This is a genomic window from Pseudaquabacterium terrae, from assembly GCF_013266755.1.
Classification (GTDB): domain Bacteria; phylum Pseudomonadota; class Gammaproteobacteria; order Burkholderiales; family Burkholderiaceae_C; genus Pseudaquabacterium; species Pseudaquabacterium terrae.
On sequence record NZ_JABRWJ010000002.1, the window covers coordinates 269,818 to 288,100 of the forward strand.

The 18,283-nt window shown below is 66.8% G+C and carries 17 protein-coding genes; 14 read left to right on the forward strand and 3 right to left on the reverse strand.

Features of this window, described 5'->3' with window-relative positions; all coding sequences use genetic code 11:
- Nucleotide 1 precedes the first annotated feature (1 nt).
- Nucleotides 2–622 (reverse strand): 2-polyprenyl-3-methyl-6-methoxy-1,4-benzoquinone monooxygenase, encoded by a 621-nt coding sequence (coq7, locus tag HLB44_RS06330; RefSeq protein WP_173121715.1) that lies wholly within the window; start codon nt 620–622, stop codon nt 2–4.
- A gap of 268 nt (nt 623–890) precedes the next feature.
- Between coq7 and HLB44_RS06335 the strand changes: the two genes are divergently transcribed.
- From HLB44_RS06335 to HLB44_RS06355, 5 genes are all read left to right on the forward strand, one after another.
- The gene (locus HLB44_RS06335) at nt 891–1,958 is read left to right on the forward strand and encodes a porin (RefSeq protein WP_173121716.1); all 1,068 of its coding nucleotides are present in this window, start codon (nt 891–893) and stop codon (nt 1,956–1,958) included.
- Between the two features lie 273 nt (nt 1,959–2,231).
- Nucleotides 2,232–3,215: an ABC transporter permease gene (locus HLB44_RS06340; protein ID WP_173121717.1), complete on the forward strand. Its 984-nt coding sequence runs from the start codon at nt 2,232–2,234 to the stop codon at nt 3,213–3,215.
- 4 nt (nt 3,216–3,219) lie between these two features.
- The gene (locus tag HLB44_RS06345; protein ID WP_173121718.1) at nt 3,220–4,164 is read left to right on the forward strand and encodes an ABC transporter permease; all 945 of its coding nucleotides are present in this window, start codon (nt 3,220–3,222) and stop codon (nt 4,162–4,164) included.
- 11 nt (nt 4,165–4,175) lie between these two features.
- Entirely contained in the window at nt 4,176–5,189 is a 1,014-nt protein-coding gene (locus HLB44_RS06350) for an ABC transporter ATP-binding protein (RefSeq protein WP_173121719.1), read from the forward strand.
- Nucleotides 5,186–6,178, forward strand: coding sequence for an ABC transporter ATP-binding protein (locus tag HLB44_RS06355; protein ID WP_173121720.1), 993 nt, complete (start codon nt 5,186–5,188; stop codon nt 6,176–6,178). The genes HLB44_RS06350 and HLB44_RS06355 overlap by 4 nt, the downstream gene beginning before the upstream one ends.
- Before the next feature lie 21 nt (nt 6,179–6,199).
- On the opposite strand, the gene lptM is transcribed toward HLB44_RS06355, so the two are convergent.
- The gene (lptM, locus tag HLB44_RS38315; protein WP_425500768.1) at nt 6,200–6,499 is read right to left on the reverse strand and encodes an LPS translocon maturation chaperone LptM; all 300 of its coding nucleotides are present in this window, start codon (nt 6,497–6,499) and stop codon (nt 6,200–6,202) included.
- On the opposite strand from lptM, the gene cyaY reads away from it, so the two are divergent.
- The gene (gene cyaY, locus HLB44_RS06360) at nt 6,395–6,727 is read left to right on the forward strand and encodes an iron donor protein CyaY (RefSeq protein ID WP_173122235.1); all 333 of its coding nucleotides are present in this window, start codon (nt 6,395–6,397) and stop codon (nt 6,725–6,727) included. The genes lptM and cyaY overlap by 105 nt on opposite strands.
- 19 nt (nt 6,728–6,746) lie before the next feature.
- Here cyaY and HLB44_RS06365 read toward each other — a convergent pair whose 3' ends face one another.
- A complete protein-coding gene (locus tag HLB44_RS06365; RefSeq protein ID WP_173121721.1) occupies nt 6,747–9,113 on the reverse strand; it encodes a penicillin-binding protein 1A in 2,367 nt (788 codons plus the stop codon).
- Nucleotides 9,114–9,406: 293 nt separating this feature from the next.
- Between HLB44_RS06365 and HLB44_RS06370 the strand changes: the two genes are divergently transcribed.
- The 8 genes from HLB44_RS06370 to aroB all read left to right on the forward strand — a co-directional run bounded on the left by HLB44_RS06370 (nt 9,407) and on the right by aroB (nt 18,281).
- The gene (locus HLB44_RS06370) at nt 9,407–10,444 is read left to right on the forward strand and encodes a pilus assembly protein PilM (RefSeq protein ID WP_173122236.1); all 1,038 of its coding nucleotides are present in this window, start codon (nt 9,407–9,409) and stop codon (nt 10,442–10,444) included.
- The gene (locus HLB44_RS06375) at nt 10,441–11,070 is read left to right on the forward strand and encodes a PilN domain-containing protein (protein ID WP_173121722.1); all 630 of its coding nucleotides are present in this window, start codon (nt 10,441–10,443) and stop codon (nt 11,068–11,070) included. Before HLB44_RS06370 ends, HLB44_RS06375 begins: the two co-directional genes overlap by 4 nt.
- A 9-nt stretch (nt 11,071–11,079) precedes the next feature.
- Entirely contained in the window at nt 11,080–11,772 is a 693-nt protein-coding gene (locus HLB44_RS06380) for a type IV pilus inner membrane component PilO (protein ID WP_173121723.1), read from the forward strand.
- Nucleotides 11,773–11,810: 38 nt separating this feature from the next.
- The gene (locus HLB44_RS06385) at nt 11,811–12,311 is read left to right on the forward strand and encodes a pilus assembly protein PilP (protein WP_173121724.1); all 501 of its coding nucleotides are present in this window, start codon (nt 11,811–11,813) and stop codon (nt 12,309–12,311) included.
- Nucleotides 12,308–14,485, forward strand: a complete 2,178-nt coding sequence (locus HLB44_RS06390) for a type IV pilus secretin PilQ (RefSeq protein WP_425500769.1) — start codon at nt 12,308–12,310, stop codon at nt 14,483–14,485. Before HLB44_RS06385 ends, HLB44_RS06390 begins: the two co-directional genes overlap by 4 nt.
- A 42-nt stretch (nt 14,486–14,527) precedes the next feature.
- Nucleotides 14,528–16,531, forward strand: coding sequence for an Ig-like domain-containing protein (locus HLB44_RS06395; RefSeq protein ID WP_173121725.1), 2,004 nt, complete (start codon nt 14,528–14,530; stop codon nt 16,529–16,531).
- 7 nt (nt 16,532–16,538) lie between these two features.
- Nucleotides 16,539–17,105: a shikimate kinase gene (locus tag HLB44_RS06400; RefSeq protein WP_173121726.1), complete on the forward strand. Its 567-nt coding sequence runs from the start codon at nt 16,539–16,541 to the stop codon at nt 17,103–17,105.
- Between the two features lie 69 nt (nt 17,106–17,174).
- Nucleotides 17,175–18,281 carry a 3-dehydroquinate synthase gene (gene aroB / locus HLB44_RS06405; RefSeq protein ID WP_173121727.1) on the forward strand — a complete coding sequence of 369 codons (1,107 nt, stop codon included), beginning with the start codon at nt 17,175–17,177 and terminating at the stop codon, nt 18,279–18,281.
- The last annotated feature ends 2 nt before the right edge of the window (nt 18,282–18,283 follow it).

The following is an 18,283-nucleotide window of genomic DNA, read 5'->3' on the forward strand; positions in this document are numbered from 1 at the left end:
ATCAGATCACGTGCGCGGTGCGCGTCATCACGCGCGCCGCAGCGCGCATCAACCAGCGCACCGGCGCGGGCATCGGCGCGGCACCGGCCTGGTGGGCTTCGTCCGCATGGCGCGCTTCGTCGGCCTGCATCACGCTGACGACGGCGCGTGAGCGCTGGTCCGCGGCGGGCAGGCGCTCGAGGTGGCTGGCCAGGTGCTGTTCGACCTGACGCTCGGTCTCGACGACGAAACCCAGGCTGTAGCGATCCCCGGCGCGGCCGGCCACGAGGCCGATCGTGAATGCGCCGGCGTACCACAGCGGGTTCAGCAGGCTGGTGCGGTCGCCGAGCTCGTCGAGCCGGCGCTCGGTCCACGCCAGATGGTCGGTCTCGTCGCGCGCGGCCGCGCGCATCTGCGCACGCAGGGCGGGCGTGCGCGCGGTCAACGCCTGCGCCGCGTAGAGCGCCTGCGCGCAGACCTCGCCGACATGATTGACGCGCATCAGCGCGCCCGAGAGGCGGCGCTCCGGCTCGGACAGCGGCGTCGCCGCGGCCTGGGGCATCGGTCGTGCCGAGCTGGCACTGCGGCTCAAGGTGCGCAGCGCCATGTCCGCGCTGTTGATCAGCGCATCGATTCCTGACATGCGGCAAGCATAGCGCAGCCCTCTGGAGACGCCGCTCCGAAGGGGCCGCAAAGGCTCTGATCGGGCCTTCAACGGCGCCGATTTAGCCGTTGTTGGGAGGCAACAAGTAGCCGGCTTTTTCGGCCCATTTCTTTGCAACCCATGCAGCCGTCTGGTGGAATAGCCGCAACTTCCGATGAGGAGGTTGGCCTGACCGGCCCGCGCCGTTCCCGGTGGGCGGGTTCTCTACGGGATCGGGACCTCTTGTTCAACCTAGGAGATAGTCGCAATGAAAAAGTCTCTGCTCGCTCTCGCCATGCTCGCTTCTTTCGCGGGCGTTGCGTCTGCGCAGTCGTCGGTCACGCTGTTCGGTATCGTTGACGCCGGTGTGGCGCGCCTGACGGCCAAGACGACCACGGGCAGCAAGTCCGTCACGGGCATGGTTAATTCCGGTCTCAACAGCAGCCGCCTCGGTTTCCGCGGTGTTGAAGACCTCGGTGGTGGCCTGCGCGCTGCCTTCCACATCGAGGGTCAGCTGTTCAACGACAGCGGCGATGGTCGTGGCACCGGCCTGCCGTTCGACTTCCAGCGCCGTTCGACCGTCAGCCTGCTGGGCGGTTTCGGTGAAGTCCGCCTCGGCCGTGACTACACCCCGACCTTCTTGAACGTCAGCGCCTACGACGTCTTCGGCACCAACAGCGTCGGCACCTCGCTGGCCACCAGCATGCTGGTCGGCCTCGGCGTCGCGAACCAGGGCAATACGCGCCAGAACAACTCCGTCGGATACTTCCTGCCGGGCAACCTGGGTGGCTTCACTGGCCAGTTCATGTTCGGCTTCGCCGAGAACACCTCGGGCACGCGCAAGGCCAACCAGTTCATCGGCACCCGCCTCGGCTACGCCGCCGGCCCGCTGAGCGTGCACGGTGCCTATGGCGAGAGCCAGGCCGCTGTCGCTGCGAACGACATCAAGTACGCCAGCATCGGCGCGTCGTACGACCTCGGCGCCGTCAAGCTGATGGGCTACTTCGCTCGCGAGAAGGCCGACAGCGGCTTCCGCGTCGAAGCCGCTCAGATCGGTGCCAGCGTGCCGCTGGGCCAGGGCGAACTGCGCACCTCGTTTGCGCGTTACGACATCAAGACGACCGCGCTGCGCGACGCCGACTGGAACAAGTTCGCGATCGGCTACGGCTACAACCTGTCGAAGCGCACGCAGCTGTACTCGACGTACGCCCGCGTGAGCAACAAGGGTGGCCAGGTCAAGACCGTGACGGACAACGGTCTGGGCTTCACCGGCGTGACGATCCTCGGCGGCAAGACCGCGACGGGTCTGGAAGCCGGCATTCGCCACATCTTCTGATCGGGCGCCGGCCTAGAGCGCCGGTCGTCCATCAGTTTCGCGGCGGACATCCGTTCGCCCGCAAACCGCCCCTCGGGGCGGTTTTCTTTTTGCAGATTCCTTCCGCAGCGCCATGCCGGACGATTCAAGGGAACCGGTGTTTCCCCTTTTGCGCCCGGCATGCGTTTTGCGGATCATGGCGCCCTTGTCCGCCAACGCACGAGCGCGGTGCGGGAATGCTTTTGGCCGGCCACAAGCCGGCGAATGCGCCCCGCGCCACCACAGTTACCCGCGATGCTTGCATTTATCCTCCGCCGCCTGATCCAGGCCATGATCGTGATGCTCACGGTGGCCTTCATTGCCTTCATGCTGTTCCAGTATGTCGGCGACCCCGTGACCAATTTGCTCGGCCAGGACGCGACACCACAGCAGCGCGAAGACCTGCGCCGCGACCTGGGTCTCGACCAACCCTTCTTCGTTCAGTTCGGCAAGTTCATCGGCAATGCCGTGCAAGGCGAATTCGGCCTGAGCCTGCGCCAGGGCCGCAAGGTTTCGGTGCTCATCGCCGAACGCTTCCCGGCGACGCTCGAACTGGCCACCGTCGCCGCGGTGCTCGGCCTGCTGCTCGGCATCCCCCTGGGCGTCTTTGCCGCACTCAAGCGCGGCAGTTTCATGTCGCAGGTGGTGATGACCGGCTCGCTGCTCGGCGTGTCGCTGCCGAACTTCCTGATCGGCATCCTGCTGATCCTGGTCTTCGCCGTGACCTTCAAGTGGCTGCCGAGCTTCGGCCGCGGCGACGTGGTGTCGCTGGGCAACCTGAGCACCGGCCTGCTGACCGTCGACGGCCTGAAGCACCTGGTGCTGCCGGCCTTCACGCTGTCGCTGTTTCCGATGACGCTGGTGCTGCGCCTGGTGCGCGCCGAGATGCTCGAGGTGCTGCGCACCGACTACATCAAGTTCGCGCGCGCGCGCGGCCTGCCGGACCGTGCCGTCTATTTCCGCCATGCGCTGAAGAACACGCTGGTGCCGGTGATCACGATCGCCGGCCTGCAGCTGGGCGCGATCATCGCGTTCGCGATCGTCACCGAGACGGTCTTCCAGTGGCCCGGCATGGGGCTGCTGTTCATCCAGGCGGTGCAGTTCGCCGACATCCCGGTGATGGCGGCCTACCTGTGCCTGATCGCCCTGATCTTCGTCACCATCAACCTGGTGGTGGACTTGCTGTACTTCGCGGTCGACCCGCGGCTGCGCATCGAGCGCAGCACTGCCGGACACTGACATCATGACTATCGAAAATTCCTTGGCGCCGACGGTTGCGCCAGGCGCCCTGGCGCGCTTCCTCGACGGCGACGTCTGGCACTCCTTCAAGAACTCGCCGGTGGCGATCGTCGCGTCGATCGTCGCGATGCTCTGCATCATCTGCGCGCTGTTCGCCAACTGGATCGCGCCGCACAACCCGCTCGACCTCGCGACCCTCGAATTGATGGACGCGCGGCTGCCGCCGGCCTGGGAGCCGGAGGGCAAGTCGAAGTACTGGCTCGGCACCGACGACCAGGGCCGCGACATCCTGTCGGCGCTGATGTACGGCTCGCGCATTTCGCTGTTCGTCGGCTTTGCGTCGGTGCTGGTGTCGGTGGTCGTCGGTGTCGGGCTGGGGCTGCTGTCGGGCTTCGTCGGCGGCCGCGTCGATGCCTTCATCATGCGCGTGTGCGACGTGATGCTGTCGTTCCCGTCGATCCTGATCGCACTGCTGATCGATGGCGTCGGCCGCGCGATGTTCCCGAACGCGCACGACACCCTGGCCTTCACGGTGCTGATCATCGCGATCTCGCTGACCGGCTGGGTGCAGTACGCACGTACCGTGCGCGGCTCGACGATGGTCGAGCGCCAACGCGAGTACGTGCAGGCCGCGCGTGTCATCGGCGTCTCGCCGGCCCGCATCATGCGCAAGCACGTGCTGCCCAACGTGATGGGCCCCGTGCTGGTGCTGGCGACGATTCACATCGCGACCGCGATCATCACCGAGGCCACGCTGTCATTCCTCGGTGTCGGCGTGCCCCCGACCTCGCCGTCGCTCGGCACGCTCATTCGCGTCGGGCAGGACTTCCTGTTCTCCGGCGAATGGTGGATCACCATTTTCCCAGGGATGGTGCTGATCATGATCGCGCTGTCGGTCAACCTGCTGGGCGACTGGCTGCGCGACGCGCTGAACCCGCGCCTGCGTTGAAGAGAAGTCCCATGACTGCCCCATTGCTTGAAGTCAAGAACCTGCGCGTCGAGTTCCCGACGCGCCGCGGCACGCTGCGCGCGCTGGACGACATCTCCTTCGACATCGCGCCCGGCGAGATCCTCGGCGTCGTCGGCGAGTCCGGTGCCGGCAAGTCGCTGACCGGTGCCTCGATCATCGGCCTGCTCGAGCCGCCCGGCCGCATCGGTGCCGGCGAGATCCGTCTCGCCGGCAAACGCATCGACAACCTGCCGCACGAGAAGATGCGCGAGATTCGTGGCCGCCAGATCGGCGCGATCTTCCAGGACCCGCTGACCTCGTTGAATCCGCTGGTGACGATCGGCAGCCAGCTGATCGAGACGATCCAGGTGCACCTGCGCGTCAGTTACGACGACGCGCGCAGGCGTGCGATCCACCTGCTGCAGGAAACTGGCATTCCGGCCGCCGAGCAGCGCATCGACCAGTACCCGCACCAGTTCTCCGGCGGCATGCGCCAGCGCGTGGTGATCGCCCTCGCGCTCGCCGCCGAGCCGAAGCTGATCGTCGCCGACGAGCCGACGACCGCGCTCGACGTGTCGATCCAGGCACAGATCATCAGTCTGCTGAAGCGGCTGACAAAGGACCATGGCGCGGCGGTGATGCTGGTGACGCACGACATGGGCGTCATCGCCGAGTCGTGCGACCGCGTCGCGGTGATGTACGCCGGCCGCATCGCCGAGATCGGCCCGGTGGCCGACGTGATCCACCGCCCGAAGCATCCGTACACGGTCGGCCTGATGGGCTCGATCCCGTCGATGGACATCGACCGCGAGCGCCTGATGCAGATCGACGGCGCGATGCCGCGGTTGAACGCGATTCCGACCGGCTGTGCGTTCAACCCGCGCTGCCCGCGCGTGTTCGAGCGTTGCCGCCGCGAGCGGCCGGACCTGATGCCCGCCGGCGCGACGCGCGCGGCGTGCTGGCTCAATGCAGTGGAACCTGCGGCCGCGGCCGCAGCAGTGGTGACGACGGGGGCGAGTGCATGACGGCGCTGGTGGAGGTCAGCGGGCTGGCCAAGGTATTCGATGTTTCGGCGCCGTGGTTGAACCGCGTGCTGGAGCGCAAGGCGCGCCAGTTCGTGCACGCCGTCGACGGTGTCAGCTTCAAGATCGAGAAGGGCAAGACGCTGGCGCTGGTCGGCGAATCAGGTTGCGGCAAGAGCACCGTGGCGCGGCTGCTGGTCGGCCTGTACGGTCCGACCCGCGGCACGGTCCGCTTCGACGGCCAGGACACGCAGACGATGTTGTCGACGCCCGCCGGTCGCACGCTGCACCGGCGCATGCAGATGATCTTCCAGGATCCGTATGCCAGCCTGAACCCGCGCTGGAAAGTGCGCGACATCGTCGGCGAGCCGCTGCGCGAGCACGGCCTGGTGCCCGATGACGAAGCGCTGAAGAAGCAGGTCGGCGAGCTGCTGTCCTCGGTCGGCCTGGCGCCGGGGGACATGGAGAAGTTTCCGCACCAGTTCTCCGGTGGGCAGCGCCAGCGCATCTCGATCGCGCGGGCGCTGGCGACGCAGCCGGAGTTCCTGGTCTGCGACGAGCCGACCTCGGCGCTCGACGTCTCGGTGCAGGCGCAGGTGCTGAACATCATGAAGGACCTGCAGCGCCAGCGCGGGCTCACGTACCTGTTCATCTCGCACAACCTGGCGGTGGTGCGGCATGTCAGCGACAACGTCGGCGTGATGTACCTGGGCCGGCTGGTCGAGCTGGCGGACAAGGCCACGCTGTTCTCGAACCCGCGCCATCCGTACACGCGCATGCTGCTCGACGCGATCCCCGACATCGCGATGACCGGCCGGGCGCGCACGCCGGTGCAGGGCGAGGTGCCGAATCCGCTGAACCCGCCGAGCGGCTGCGCCTTCCATCCGCGCTGCCCGCATGCCAACGCGCGCTGCTCGGCCGAGCGGCCGGAGCTGACCTCGTTCAAGGGCATCCAGGTCGCCTGCCACGCGGTGACCGAAGGCCGGATCTGAGCGCGCCTGCCGGCTGAGCCTTCAGCGGGCCGGTGGCGTTGCGGACGCCGCCTTGGCCGGCGCCGAGGCCGCCGGCGCCGGCAGGTACAGCGGCCCCGGCTGGCCGCAGCCGACGACCGCCGCCACCACGAGGGCGAGGGTCAAGCTGCGCGTGACTACACTGGAAGTCAATTTCATCGCCGCATGATATCGACCATGACTTCCACCGCCACGCCGCTGTCGGACAGCGAATACCACCAACGCACCGATGCCGTGCTGGCCGGCATCGAGGCGACGATCGACGGCTGGCTGCAGGACGATGTCATCGACATCGACATCCATCGCACCGGCGGATTGCTCGAGCTGAGCCTGCCCGACGGCAGCAAGATCATCATCAATACGCAGCCACCGCTGCACGAGCTGTGGCTGGCGGCGCGCAGCGGCGGGCACCACTACCGCTACAGCGACGGGCGCTGGCTCGATACCCGCGACGACAGCGAATTCTTCGCGTCCTTGTCGGCCTTCGCCAGCGAGCAGGCCGGCCAGGCGCTGCACTTCTCCGCGCGCTGATCCGCGCGCTGCAGCGCGATCAGCGCCGGAACAGGTCGAGGATGCTGCGGCGTTCCTCGTCGCTCGGCGCGTGCGGCGTCTTGTCGTCCAGGCCGACGCTGCTGACGCCGGCGCCGGCACCGTACTCCTCGAACACCCAGTCGCTGCCGCGCTGGATCAGGCCCTCGGGCACTGCCGATTCCTGCACCGGCAGGCGCTTCAGCGCATGCGCCATGTACTCGATCCACACCGGCAGCGACAGGCCGCCGCCGGTTTCGCGGTCGCCCAGCTTGCGCGGGTTGTCGTAGCCGATCCAGACCACGGCCGCCAGGTTGGGTTGATAACCGGCGAACCACGCGTCCATCGAGTCGTTCGTCGTGCCGGTCTTGCCGTACAGGTCGGCGCGCTTGAAGACCTGGTAGACCTGCGCTGCCGTGCCGGCGCGGGTGACCTCGCCCATCAGCTGGGCCATCACATAGGCATTGCGCTCGTCGATCACGCGCATCGATTCGTCGACCGGCTTCGGCGGCGTATCGAGCAGCAGGCGCCCCTTGCTGTCGGTGATGCGCGTGATCAGGGCCGGATTGACGCGGTGGCCGCCGTTGGCGAAGACGGCGTAGGCGCCGACCATCTGCATCGGCGTCACCGAGCCCGCGCCGAGGGCCATGGTCAGGTAGGGCGGATGCTTGTCAGCCTCGAAGCCGAAGCGGGTGATCCACTCCTGCGCGTAGTGCACGCCAACCGACTGCAGCACGCGGATCGAGACCATGTTCTTCGACCTGGCCAGGGCCTGGCGCAAGGCCATCGGGCCCTCGAACTTGCCGTCGTAGTTCTTGGGTTCCCAGGGCTGGCTGCCGGTCGAGCCGGCGTCGAAAAAGAGCGGCGCGTCGTTGACCACCGTCTGCGGCGTGAAGCCCTTTTCCAGCGCGCTCGAATAGATGAAGGGCTTGAAGCTCGAGCCGGGTTGGCGCCAGGCCTGCAGCACGTGGTTGAACTTGCTCTTGCCGAAGTCGAAACCGCCGACCAACGCGCGAATCGCGCCGGTGGAAGGCTCCATCGACACGAAGGCGCCTTCGACCTCCGGCTGCTGGGTCAGCGTCCACTCGCCCTTGGGGCCCTTGACCGCCCGCACCACCGCGCCGCGCCGGATCTGCGTCTTCGGTCCGGCCTTGTCGGACAGGCCCGAGGTCACCGGCTTCAACCCGTCGCCGGTGACGGTGATCGCCTCGCCGGACTGCAGCACCGCCACCACCTTGCGCGGCGAGGCCTCCATCACGACGGCGGCCTTCAGCTCGTCGTTGTCCGGATGGTCGGCAAGCGCTTCGGCAATGCGCGCGTCGAGGTCCTTCGGGTCCTTCGGCAGGTCGACGTAGTCTTCCGGACCGCGGTAGACCTGACGCCTCTCGTAGTTCAGCAGACCCCGGCGCAATGCGCGGTAGGCGGCGGCCTGGTCGGCGGCGTCGACGGTGACGTGCACGTTCAGGCCGCGTGTCGTCGTCTCTTCGCCGTACTGGCTGTGCACCAGCTGGCGCACCGTCTCGGCGACGTACTCGGCATGCACGCCGCTGTCGACCGGCGTGCGGTAGCGCAGCACCTGCTTGCGCGCGGACTCGGCCTGCTCCTCGGTGATGAAGCCGTTCTCGACCATGCGCTGGATGATGTACTGCTGCCGCCGCGCCGCGCGCTGCGGATTGGCGATCGGGTTGTAGGCCGAGGGCGCTTGCGGCAGGCCAGCGAGCATCGCGGCCTCGGCGATCGTCACGTCCTGCAGCGGCTTGCCGAAGTAGATCTCGCTCGCCGCCGCGAAGCCGTAGGCTCGCTGCCCGAGAAAGATCTGGTTCATGTAGACCTCGAGGATCTGCTTCTTCGCGAGCTGGCTCTCGATCTTCAATGCCAGCAGGATCTCGTAGATCTTGCGGGTGAAGGTCTTCTCGGTCGACAGGTAGAAGTTGCGCGCCACCTGCATCGTGATCGTCGATGCGCCTTGGCTCTTGGCCTTGTTGAACTGCGCCAGGCCGGCGCGGATCACGCCCAGGTAGTCGACGCCGCCGTGGCGGTAGAAGCGGGCGTCCTCGATCGCCAGCACCGCCTGCTGCATCACCGGCGGGATGCGGTCGATCGGCGTGAAGAGCCGCCGCTCCTCGCCGAATTCGCCGAGCAGCACACCGTCGGCGGAGATCACGCGCAGCGGCAGCTTCGGGCGGTAGTCGGTCAGCCCACTGATCTCCGGCAGGTTGGGGTACGCGACCGACAAGGCAACCGCAAGCAACATCAGCACCGCGACACCGCCGGCGGCGAGACCTCCGGCCAGCCAGCCCAGCGCCCGCAGCACGGGCCGGGACCAGGCTGGCAGTGCGCGCGGCCGAGCAGAAGTTGACGCCGCGGCGTTTCGATCGGGTTCGCTCATACGTCGATCGAGTGTATAGAAGCCGGCTCCGATGGAGTTTGCGGCGGTCTCGGCGGGGCGCACGAACCCGCAGCGCCTTGTTTCAAATGCGCTCCGAAACGTCGGAGAATCGCAACGAGCTGTTGCCGGCGCCGAGGGAAATTCCTTTGGCGCACAAAGGCTTTACTGCTAGCATTGAAGTAACTTCTTAAGAATTCGCTGTCCCTAATCCGCTCGATTTCGCCCCCATTTCGAAAGTTGGGAGACCGCTCGTGAGCTTTCTGGACCTGCTGCTGGGCCGCAAGCATGCGCCGATGATCGGCCTGGACATCAGCTCGTCAAGCGCCAAGCTCGTTGAGCTCGGTCAGGCCGCCAATGGCGAATACGTCTTGGAACGATTTGCCTCCGAGCCTTTCGAGAAAGGCTGGATCACCGACGGGCAGATCGAGAAGTTCGACGAAGTGGCCGGTGCCGTGCGCAAGCTGGTGCAAAAGAGCGGCAGCCGCACCAAGCACGTGGCGATGGCGATGCCGCAGTCGGCGGTCATCACCAAGAAGATCATGCTGCCGTCCGGCCTGCGCGAAGAAGAGCTGGAACTGCAGGTCGAGTCGGAAGCCAATCAGTACATCCCGTTCTCGCTCGACGAGGTCAGCCTGGATTTCTGCGTCATCGGACCGAGCCCGACCTCAGGCGGCGATGTCGAAGTGCTGATCGCCGCGTCGCGCAAGGACCGCGTGCAGGACCGCCAGGGCCTGGCCGAAGCCGCAGGGCTGAAGCCGATGGTGCTGGACATCGAGTCGCATGCATCGAGGCTGGCGATGACGCGGGTCATCGGCTCCTTGCCGAACGCCGGCAAGGACGCACTCGTGGCGTTGTTCGAGATCGGCGCCGATACCACCAGCCTGAAGGTCTTGCGCGACGAGGAGATGCTGTACGACCGCGACCAGGCATTCGGCGGCTCGCAGCTGACGCAGCTGATCTCGCGCCAATACGGCTTCTCATTCGAGGAGGCCGAAGCCAAGAAGCTCGCCGGCGATCTGCCCGAAGACTACGAGGCGGTGATCCTTGCGCCCTTCGTCGACAGCCTGTCCCAGGAGATCGGCCGCGCGCTGCAGTACTTCTTCACCAGCACGCCGCACCACAAGGTCCACTACGTGATGCTGGCGGGCGGCACGGCCACGCTGCCCGGCCTGAAGGAGCGCGTCACCGAGCTGACGGGCTTCGCGTCGATGGTCGTGAATCCCTTCGACAACATGAAGCTGGGCTCCGCGGTGCGCGAGGCCAAGGTGCGGCGCGATGCGCCGTCGTACCTGACCGCCTGCGGTCTGGCGATGCGGAGGTTCATGCAGTGATCCTGATCAACCTGCTGCCCCATCGCGAGGAGAAGCGCCGGCAACGCAAGCGCGCCTTCTTTGTTGGCCTGGGCACCGCCGGCGTGGCCGGCATCGCCGCCGCCGGCATCTGGATGCTGGTGCTGCAACACCTCACCACCGTCCAGCAATCGCGCAACGAGTTCCTGACCGCCGAGATCAAGCGGCTCGACGCCCAGATCAAGGACATCGCCGAACTGCGCGCGGAGATCGAAGGCCTGAAGGCGCGCCAGAAGGCGGTCGAAGACCTGCAGACGAATCGCAACGTGCCGGTCTACCTGCTCGACGAACTGGTCCGCTACACGCCCGAGGGCATCTACTTCACGTCGATCAAGCAGGTCGGTGAGGTGGTCACGCTGACCGGCGTCGCCCAGACCAACGAGCGTGTCTCTGAATTGCTGCGCAATACGACGAACCAGTCGCAATGGCTGAAGAAGCCGGAGCTGATCGAGATCAAGGCGGTCAATGTGCCAGCCGGGCAGGCAGCCAACCGGGATCAACGCCGCCTGCACGACTTCTCGATCCGCGTTTCGTTGATTCAGCCGGGCGCGCAAGCGGCTCCGGCTGCATCGGCCCCGGCGTCTGCCGCGGCGCGCAAAGCCAGCTGAGGACCGACGATGGCCACCACCACTCGACCCGCCAGCCTCGATCTCAACAGCACCTTCAGCAGGGCAGGCTCGCAATTCAAAGGGCTGAACCTGCGTGAGCCGGGTCAATGGCCGATTCTTCCCAAGCTCAGCGCATGGATTGCCGCGGGTCTGGTGGTGCTGGCACTCGGCTGGGTCGCTTTCGTGCAGGCTGCCGATGACGAACTGCAGGCCGAGAAAGCGAAGGAGCCCCAGCTCAAGCAGGACTATCGCAACAAGTGGGCGCAGGCCGTCAACCTGACCGAGCTGCGCAAGCAGAAGCAGCAGGTGCAGGAGTACGTGACGCAGCTCGAAAAACAATTGCCCGGCAAGGCCGAGATGGATGCGCTGCTGTCGGACATCAACACGGCGGGCCTGGGGCGGGGCCTGGAGTTCGAGCTGTTCCGGCCCGGACAGATCGAGCTGAAGGACTACTACGCCGAACTGCCGATCTCATTGCGCGTCAGCGGCCGCTACCACGACATCGGTGCGTTTGCTGCCGACGTCGCCAACCTGTCGCGTATCGTGACCTTGCACAACCTGAACGTGGCGACGCCTCCGCGAGATCCCTCGGGCCGCCTGACGATGGAAGCGACCGCACGCACCTACCGCTACCTCGACGTCAACGAGATCGCCGAGATTCGCAAGGCCAAGGCCGAGAAGGCCAAGGGAGCCAAGAAGTGAGGCCGGCGGTACGTCGCGGGCGCTGGCTCGCGCTGTGCATGACGTCCATCGCCTTGGCCGCCTGCACCGGCGAAGACGAAGACCTGTCCGCCTGGATGGAGCAGCAGCGGCGCGACGTCAAGCCCAACGTGCAGCCGTTGACGCCGCCGAAGAAGTTCGACCCCGCGCCGTATGCGGGTGCGCAGTCGGTCGATCCGTTCAGCAATCAGAAGCTCAGCGTCGCGCTGAAGCAGGAAGCGCGGCAGCCGAATTCCTTGCTCGCGTCCGAGATGAACCGGCGCAAGGAGCCCCTGGAGGCGTACCCGACCGACAGCATGAGCATGGTCGGCAGCGTGACGCGCAGTGGCCAGCAATACGCGCTGCTGAGAGTCGACAACCTCTTGTACCAAGTCAAGCTCGGCGACTACCTGGGCCAGAACTACGGCAAGGTCACCCGAATCACCGAGACCGAGGTGGCCCTGCGCGAGATCGTGCAAGACGCCGCCGGCGAGTGGATAGAGCGCACCAGCACGCTCCAGTTGCAGGAGAAGGCGCGATGAAAAAAGCTTCTGAAAAGCAGGAGAACCGCAACATGCTGATCACGTGGCGCGCCAGGCTTGCCGCCGTGGTGTGGATGCTGGCCGCACCGCTGGCCGCGATGGCGCAGAACGCGATCCAGTCGATCACCACCTCTCAACAAGCGGGTGCCGAGGTCGTCCGCATCGAGCTCGCATCGCCGCTGGCCGCGATACCGAACGGCTTCGCGGTCCAGACCCCACCGCGCATTGCGATCGACCTGCCGGGCGTCGGCAACGCGATCGGCCGCGGCAGCGTCGAGATCAACCAGGGCAACCTGCGGTCGGTGAACATCGCGCAAGCCGGCGAGCGCACGCGGCTGGTGCTGAACCTGCGCACGCCGTCGAACTATCGCGCCGAGCTGCAAGGCAAGGCTCTGCTGCTGGTGCTCGAGACCACCGCCTCGCCGGCCATGGCCAGCACGGGCGAGACCGTGCAATTCGCGGCGCCGCAGAACCGGGAGCAGCTCGCGCTGCGCGACATCGACTTCCGGCGCGGCCCCGATGGTGCAGGCCGCGTCGTGGTCTCGCTCGCCAACACGCAGGTCGGGGTCGACATCAAGCAGCAGGGGCAGAGCCTGGTGGTCGAGTTCCTGCGGTCGACCCTGCCGGAGAACCTGCGGCGTCGGCTCGACGTGTCCGACTTCGGCACGCCGGTGCAGAGCATCGCCACCTTCCAGAGCGGCGAGCGCGTGCGCATGGTCGTCGAGCCGCGCGGTTCGTGGGAGCACAGCGCCTACCAGAGCGACAACCAGTTCGTGCTCGAGGTGCGGCCGATGAAGGTCGACCCGAACAAGCTGACGCAGGGGCCGGGCTACAGCGGCGAGAAACTGTCGCTGAACTTCCAGAACATCGAAGTGCGCGCGCTGCTGCAGGTGATCGCGGACTTCACGAACTTCAACGTCGTGACCAGCGACACCGTGACCGGCAATGTCACCTTGCGGCTGAAGGACGTGCCGTGGGACCAGGCGCTCGACATCATCATGCAGAGCAAGGGCCTGGGCGTGCGCAAGAGCGGCAACGTGCTGTGGATCGCACCGAAGGACGAGCTGGCCGCCAAGGAGCAGGTCGACCTCGAGGCGAAGAAGAAGATCGCCGAGCTCGAGCCGCTGCGCACGCAATCGTTCCAGCTCAACTACACGAAGGCCGAGGAAGTCGCCAAGGGCCTGACGGGTCAGACGCAGGGTGGTGGGTCGGGCGGCGGCGCAACGGCCAGCCGGATCCTGACGCAGCGCGGCAGCGTGATCTGGGAAACGCGCACGAACCAGCTCTTCGTCAGCGACATCCCGTCCAAGCTCGAGGAGATCCAGGCGCTGATTGCCAAGATCGACATCCCCGTGCGCCAGGTGCTGATCGAGGCCCGCATCGTCGAGGCGGAGGACACCTTCGGCCGGACACTGGGCGTCAAGCTCGGTGCCGTCGACCTGCGCGGCCTGGCCGGGGGCATTCCCGGCTACAAGGTCGGTGGCGGCAACTACGTGCAGATCGGCGGCAACTACGTCAGCGCGAGCAAGCAGCTCGGCCTGATGGAAGAGAAGATCGACGTGGTCGAGACGCAGATGGTCAACCTGCCGGCCAACGCCGGCGCGCTCGGCACCTCCGCCGCGGCGACGATTGCGCTGTCGCTGTTCAGCCCGTCGGCGAACCGGCTGCTGAATCTGGAGCTGTCGGCGCTCGAGGCCGACGGCAAGGGCAAGATCGTCTCCAGCCCGCGCGTCATCACGTCCGATCAAACCAAGGCGGTGATCGAGCAGGGCGAAGAGATCCCGTACCAGGTCGCGACCTCCAGCGGCGCCACGTCGATCCAGTTCAAGAAGGCCAGCCTGAAGCTGGAGGTCACGCCTCAGATAACGCCCGAAGGCAGCGTGATCATGAACCTCGACGTGGCCAAGGACAGCCGCGGCGAATTGACGACCGCGGGTCCGGCGATCAATACCAAGCACGCTCAGACGCAGGTGCTGGTCGAGAACGGCGGCACCGTCGTGATCGGCGGCATCTTCACGCAGAACGACCGAACCGACGTCAGCAAGGTGCCGTTCCTCGGCGATGTGCCGATCCTCGGACACCTGTTCCGCAACACCACCCGCATTTCCGACAAGACCGAGCTGCTGATCTTCATCACGCCCAAAATCGTGACGGAACGGCCCAGCACACGCTAGAGGTTTCTATCCATGATGAATGCACATGCAGGCAAAGGCCTGATGCTTTGGCGAGCCTGGATCGCCGCGATGATGGCGCTGCTGCTCGCCGCGTGTGGCGGTGGCGGTAGCGGTGGCACGCCGTTCATCGGGACGCCGGGCAACCCGACGGTCGCCAATCTGGTCCTGGTGCTGTCGTCGTCGACCATCGCCAACAGCGGAACGGCCACGGTCAATGCGACGGTGACGGCGGTCGATGCGAACAACAATGCCGTTGCCAACGTGCCGGTGACGATCAGCGCGAACAACAACGCGACGGTCACCGTCCCCGACACGAAGACCGGTGCCGACGGCAAGCTGGTTGCCGAGATCGGCATCGGATCCGACCGTTCGCCGCGCACGATCACCATCACCGCGCAAAGCGGCTCGCTGACGAAGACGGCGACGCTGCAAGTCGTCGAAAGTGCCAGCGGCGCGGCCGACCTGACCCTGGCGCTGTCGTCGTCGCTGCTGAACAATTCCGGCACGCAGAGCGTCAAGGCGACGGTGGTGGCGGTGGACGGCAACCGCAACACCATCGCCGGCATCCCGGTGACGCTGGCGGTGAACAACGGGGCGACGATCAAGGTCGCATCGGCCGTGACCGATGCGGACGGCAAGATCACCGGCGACATCAGCATCGGCGAGGACAAGGGCAATCGCACGGTGACCGTGACCGCGACCAGCGGGACGCTGTCGCGTACCGCGACGGTGCAGGTCACCGGTGCCGAGCTCAAGAGCACCTTGCTGCCGGCCGCCATCAGCGTCGGCGAGCCGGGCAAGGTGCAGTTCCGCCTGCTCGACGTCAGCGGCAATCCGATCACGCAGCGGCCGGTCACGGTGACCGGACCGGGTGGCGTGCAGACGACCGGAACCACCAACGCCAATGGCGACTTCGAGTACACCTACACGGCACCGGCGGTGGCCGGCGAACTGGTGATTCGCGCATCTGCCGCTGGGGTCGAGAACGTTTCCACCGTTCAGGTCCAGTCCGGGTCGGTCGTCATTCCGGGGGTCACGACACTGGTGCAATCGGCGTCGGTATCGGCGAGCCCCAGCGTGGTGCCGGTGAACACGCCGACGACCAACAACCAGTCGACGGTGCGGGCGCTCTTCCTTGCCGCCAACAACGCGCCGGTGAAGAACATCCGCGTTCGCTTCGACCTCGACGGCGACAAGCAGTCGATCGGCGGCACGTTCACGTCCGGGGCGACGACGGTCTATTCCGATGCCAATGGCGTGGCGACCACGTCCTACGTGCCGGGGTCGCGGCTGAGCCCGACCGACGGCGTCACGATCCGGGCGTGCTGGGACTACAACGACTTCGCTGCGGCAGATTGCCCGCGGCAGGCCAAGACGACGCTGACGGTGATCTCGCAGGCCTTGTCGGTGACGATCGGCACCAACAACCTGATCCTCGAAGACGCCACGGAGCTGAAGTACGTCAAGCGCTACGTCGTCCAGGTCGTCGATTCGTCGGGCCTGGCGGCCGCGGACGTGCAGGTCAGTGCCACGGTCGACCTGCTCCAGTACTACAAGGGTTTCTGGATCATTGCGGGAGACCACTGGGAACAGCAGACCAAGGCGACGTGCGACAACGAGGATTTGAATCGCAACGGCGTGGCCGAAGTCTTCAGCAATGGCGTGGTCGAGGACGTCAACAACAGCTTCAACCTCACCAACGGCCGGCCGGCCTTGGAACCCCGCAAGGCCGATGTCGCCGTGTCGTTCGAAGGCGGCAATCGAACCAACACCAGTGGTTCGGTGGTCTTGCGCCTCGAGTACCCGAAGGACGTCGGTTCGTGGGTCAAGTTCAACCTCGTCATCGGCGCCGCGGGTGTCGCCGGAACGGAAGGTCGTGCGAATTTCGTCGCTGTGCTGCCCGTTCCGGCAGACGAGGTGAATGACATCAACGCCTCGCCGTCGTTCGTCACCAGCCCGTACGGCACCCAGGCCAGCACCACGAAGCCGTCGCGCGAGCCGGGCAATCCTGCGCCGCCTGCCATGCTTTGCGAGAACCCGAACTGATCGTCTAGTGTCCATTTCGCTGGTCGGCATGCCCGGCTGTGGCAAGTCCACGGTCGGCAAGCAGCTGGCGCGTCAGCTGAGCCGGCCGTTTGTCGACAGCGACCACGAGATCGAGCATCGCATCGGCATGCCGGTCAGGGCGTACTTCGAGCACCACGGCGAAGCCGCGTTCCGCGACCTCGAGCAGTCGGTCATCGGCGAGCTGTGCGGTCGCGGCGAGCTGGTGCTGGCGACCGGCGGCGGCGCCGTGCTGCGTGAAGCCAATCGTCGCGCGCTGGCGGCCGCCGGCGCGGTCGTCTACCTGCGCTCGACGCCCGAGGAGCTGTTCCGCCGCCTTCGCCACGACACGCAGCGGCCGCTGCTGCAGGTGGCGGACCCGCTGCGCAAGCTGCGCGAGCTGTATCGCGAGCGTGATCCGCTCTACCGTGCCGCCGCGCAGTACGTCATCGAGACCGGCCGGCCGACGGTGCCGACGCTCGTCAACATGATCCTGATGCAGCTCGAGCTCGCCGGCCTGATCGATCCGGCGCAGGTGCCGGCAACGGTCGGGCGCATCCTGCCGCCGCAGCGCTAGCATCCGAAGTGAGCGGTCGCGGGGCGACGCCAGCGACCGCAGGCGGACTGCGCCCCTACACTAGCGGGCATGACGTCCGACCGCCTGGCACCGCAGCGCGTGCCGATCGCCCTCGGTGACCGCAGCTACGAGATCCTGATCGGCAGCGGCCTGCTGTCGCTCGACGGGGCCTGGGCCGGCCTGCCTGCTTCAGCCGACGCGCTGATCGTCACCAACACGACCGTCGCGCCCTTGTACGGCGCCGCATTGGCCGAGCGCCTGCAGGCGCGCCACCGCCGCGTGCTCACCGTCGCGCTGCCCGACGGCGAGGTGCACAAGGACTGGACGACGCTGAACCGCATCTTCGACGCGCTGCTCGAAGCCGGTTGCGACCGCAAGACGGTGCTCTATGCGCTGGGCGGCGGCGTCGTCGGCGACATGACCGGTTTTGCGGCCGCCTGCTACATGCGCGGCGTGCCTTTCGTGCAGCTGCCGACGACGCTGCTGGCGCAGGTCGATTCGTCGGTCGGCGGCAAGACGGCGATCAACCACCCGCTGGGCAAGAACATGATCGGCGCGTTCTACCAGCCGGCGCGCGTGCTCTGCGATCTGGACCTGCTGTCGACACTGCCCAGGCGCGAGCTCTCCGCCGGCCTCGCCGAGATCATCAAGTACGGTCCGATCGCCGACCCGGCATTCCTCGATTGGCTGGAAGCGTCGCTCGACGATCTGCTCGCGCTGGACGTCGCCGCGCTGAGCCATGCCGTGCGGCGTTCATGCGAGATCAAGGCCTGGGTCGTCGGGCAGGACGAGCGCGAAGCGGGCCTGCGCGCGATCCTGAACTTCGGTCACACCTTCGGCCATGCGATCGAGGCCGGCCTCGGCTACGGCGCGTGGCTGCACGGCGAGGCGGTGGGCTGCGGCATGGTGCTGGCGGCGGAGCTGTCGGCCCGGCTTGGCCTGATCGATCGCGCGCTGGTAGATCGGCTGCGTGCGTTGATCGCGCGTGCCGGCCTGCCGGTGCAGGCGCCGCGGCTCGGCATTCACCGCTGGCTCGAGCTGATGCGGGTCGACAAGAAGGCCGAGGGCGGCGAGATCCGCTTCGTATTGCTCGATGGTCTCGGGCGCGCCACGATGCGTCCGGCCCCCGATGCGCTGGTGGCCGAAGCGATCGAGGCACACACCGCGCCGAGCTGAAG

Coding starts and splice junctions, on each gene's coding strand:
- coq7 (WP_173121715.1), bottom strand. CDS start 622: ATGTCAGGAATCGATGCGCTGATCAACAGCGCGGACATGGCGCTGCGC.
- HLB44_RS06335 (WP_173121716.1), top strand. CDS start 891: ATGAAAAAGTCTCTGCTCGCTCTCGCCATGCTCGCTTCTTTCGCGGGC.
- HLB44_RS06340 (WP_173121717.1), top strand. CDS start 2,232: ATGCTTGCATTTATCCTCCGCCGCCTGATCCAGGCCATGATCGTGATG.
- HLB44_RS06345 (WP_173121718.1), top strand. CDS start 3,220: ATGACTATCGAAAATTCCTTGGCGCCGACGGTTGCGCCAGGCGCCCTG.
- HLB44_RS06350 (WP_173121719.1), top strand. CDS start 4,176: ATGACTGCCCCATTGCTTGAAGTCAAGAACCTGCGCGTCGAGTTCCCG.
- HLB44_RS06355 (WP_173121720.1), top strand. CDS start 5,186: ATGACGGCGCTGGTGGAGGTCAGCGGGCTGGCCAAGGTATTCGATGTT.
- lptM (WP_425500768.1), bottom strand. CDS start 6,499: ATGGATGTCGATGTCGATGACATCGTCCTGCAGCCAGCCGTCGATCGT.
- HLB44_RS06365 (WP_173121721.1), bottom strand. CDS start 9,113: ATGAGCGAACCCGATCGAAACGCCGCGGCGTCAACTTCTGCTCGGCCG.
- HLB44_RS06370 (WP_173122236.1), top strand. CDS start 9,407: ATGATCGGCCTGGACATCAGCTCGTCAAGCGCCAAGCTCGTTGAGCTC.
- HLB44_RS06380 (WP_173121723.1), top strand. CDS start 11,080: ATGGCCACCACCACTCGACCCGCCAGCCTCGATCTCAACAGCACCTTC.
- HLB44_RS06385 (WP_173121724.1), top strand. CDS start 11,811: ATGACGTCCATCGCCTTGGCCGCCTGCACCGGCGAAGACGAAGACCTG.
- HLB44_RS06390 (WP_425500769.1), top strand. CDS start 12,308: ATGAAAAAAGCTTCTGAAAAGCAGGAGAACCGCAACATGCTGATCACG.
- HLB44_RS06395 (WP_173121725.1), top strand. CDS start 14,528: ATGCTTTGGCGAGCCTGGATCGCCGCGATGATGGCGCTGCTGCTCGCC.
- aroB (WP_173121727.1), top strand. CDS start 17,175: ATGACGTCCGACCGCCTGGCACCGCAGCGCGTGCCGATCGCCCTCGGT.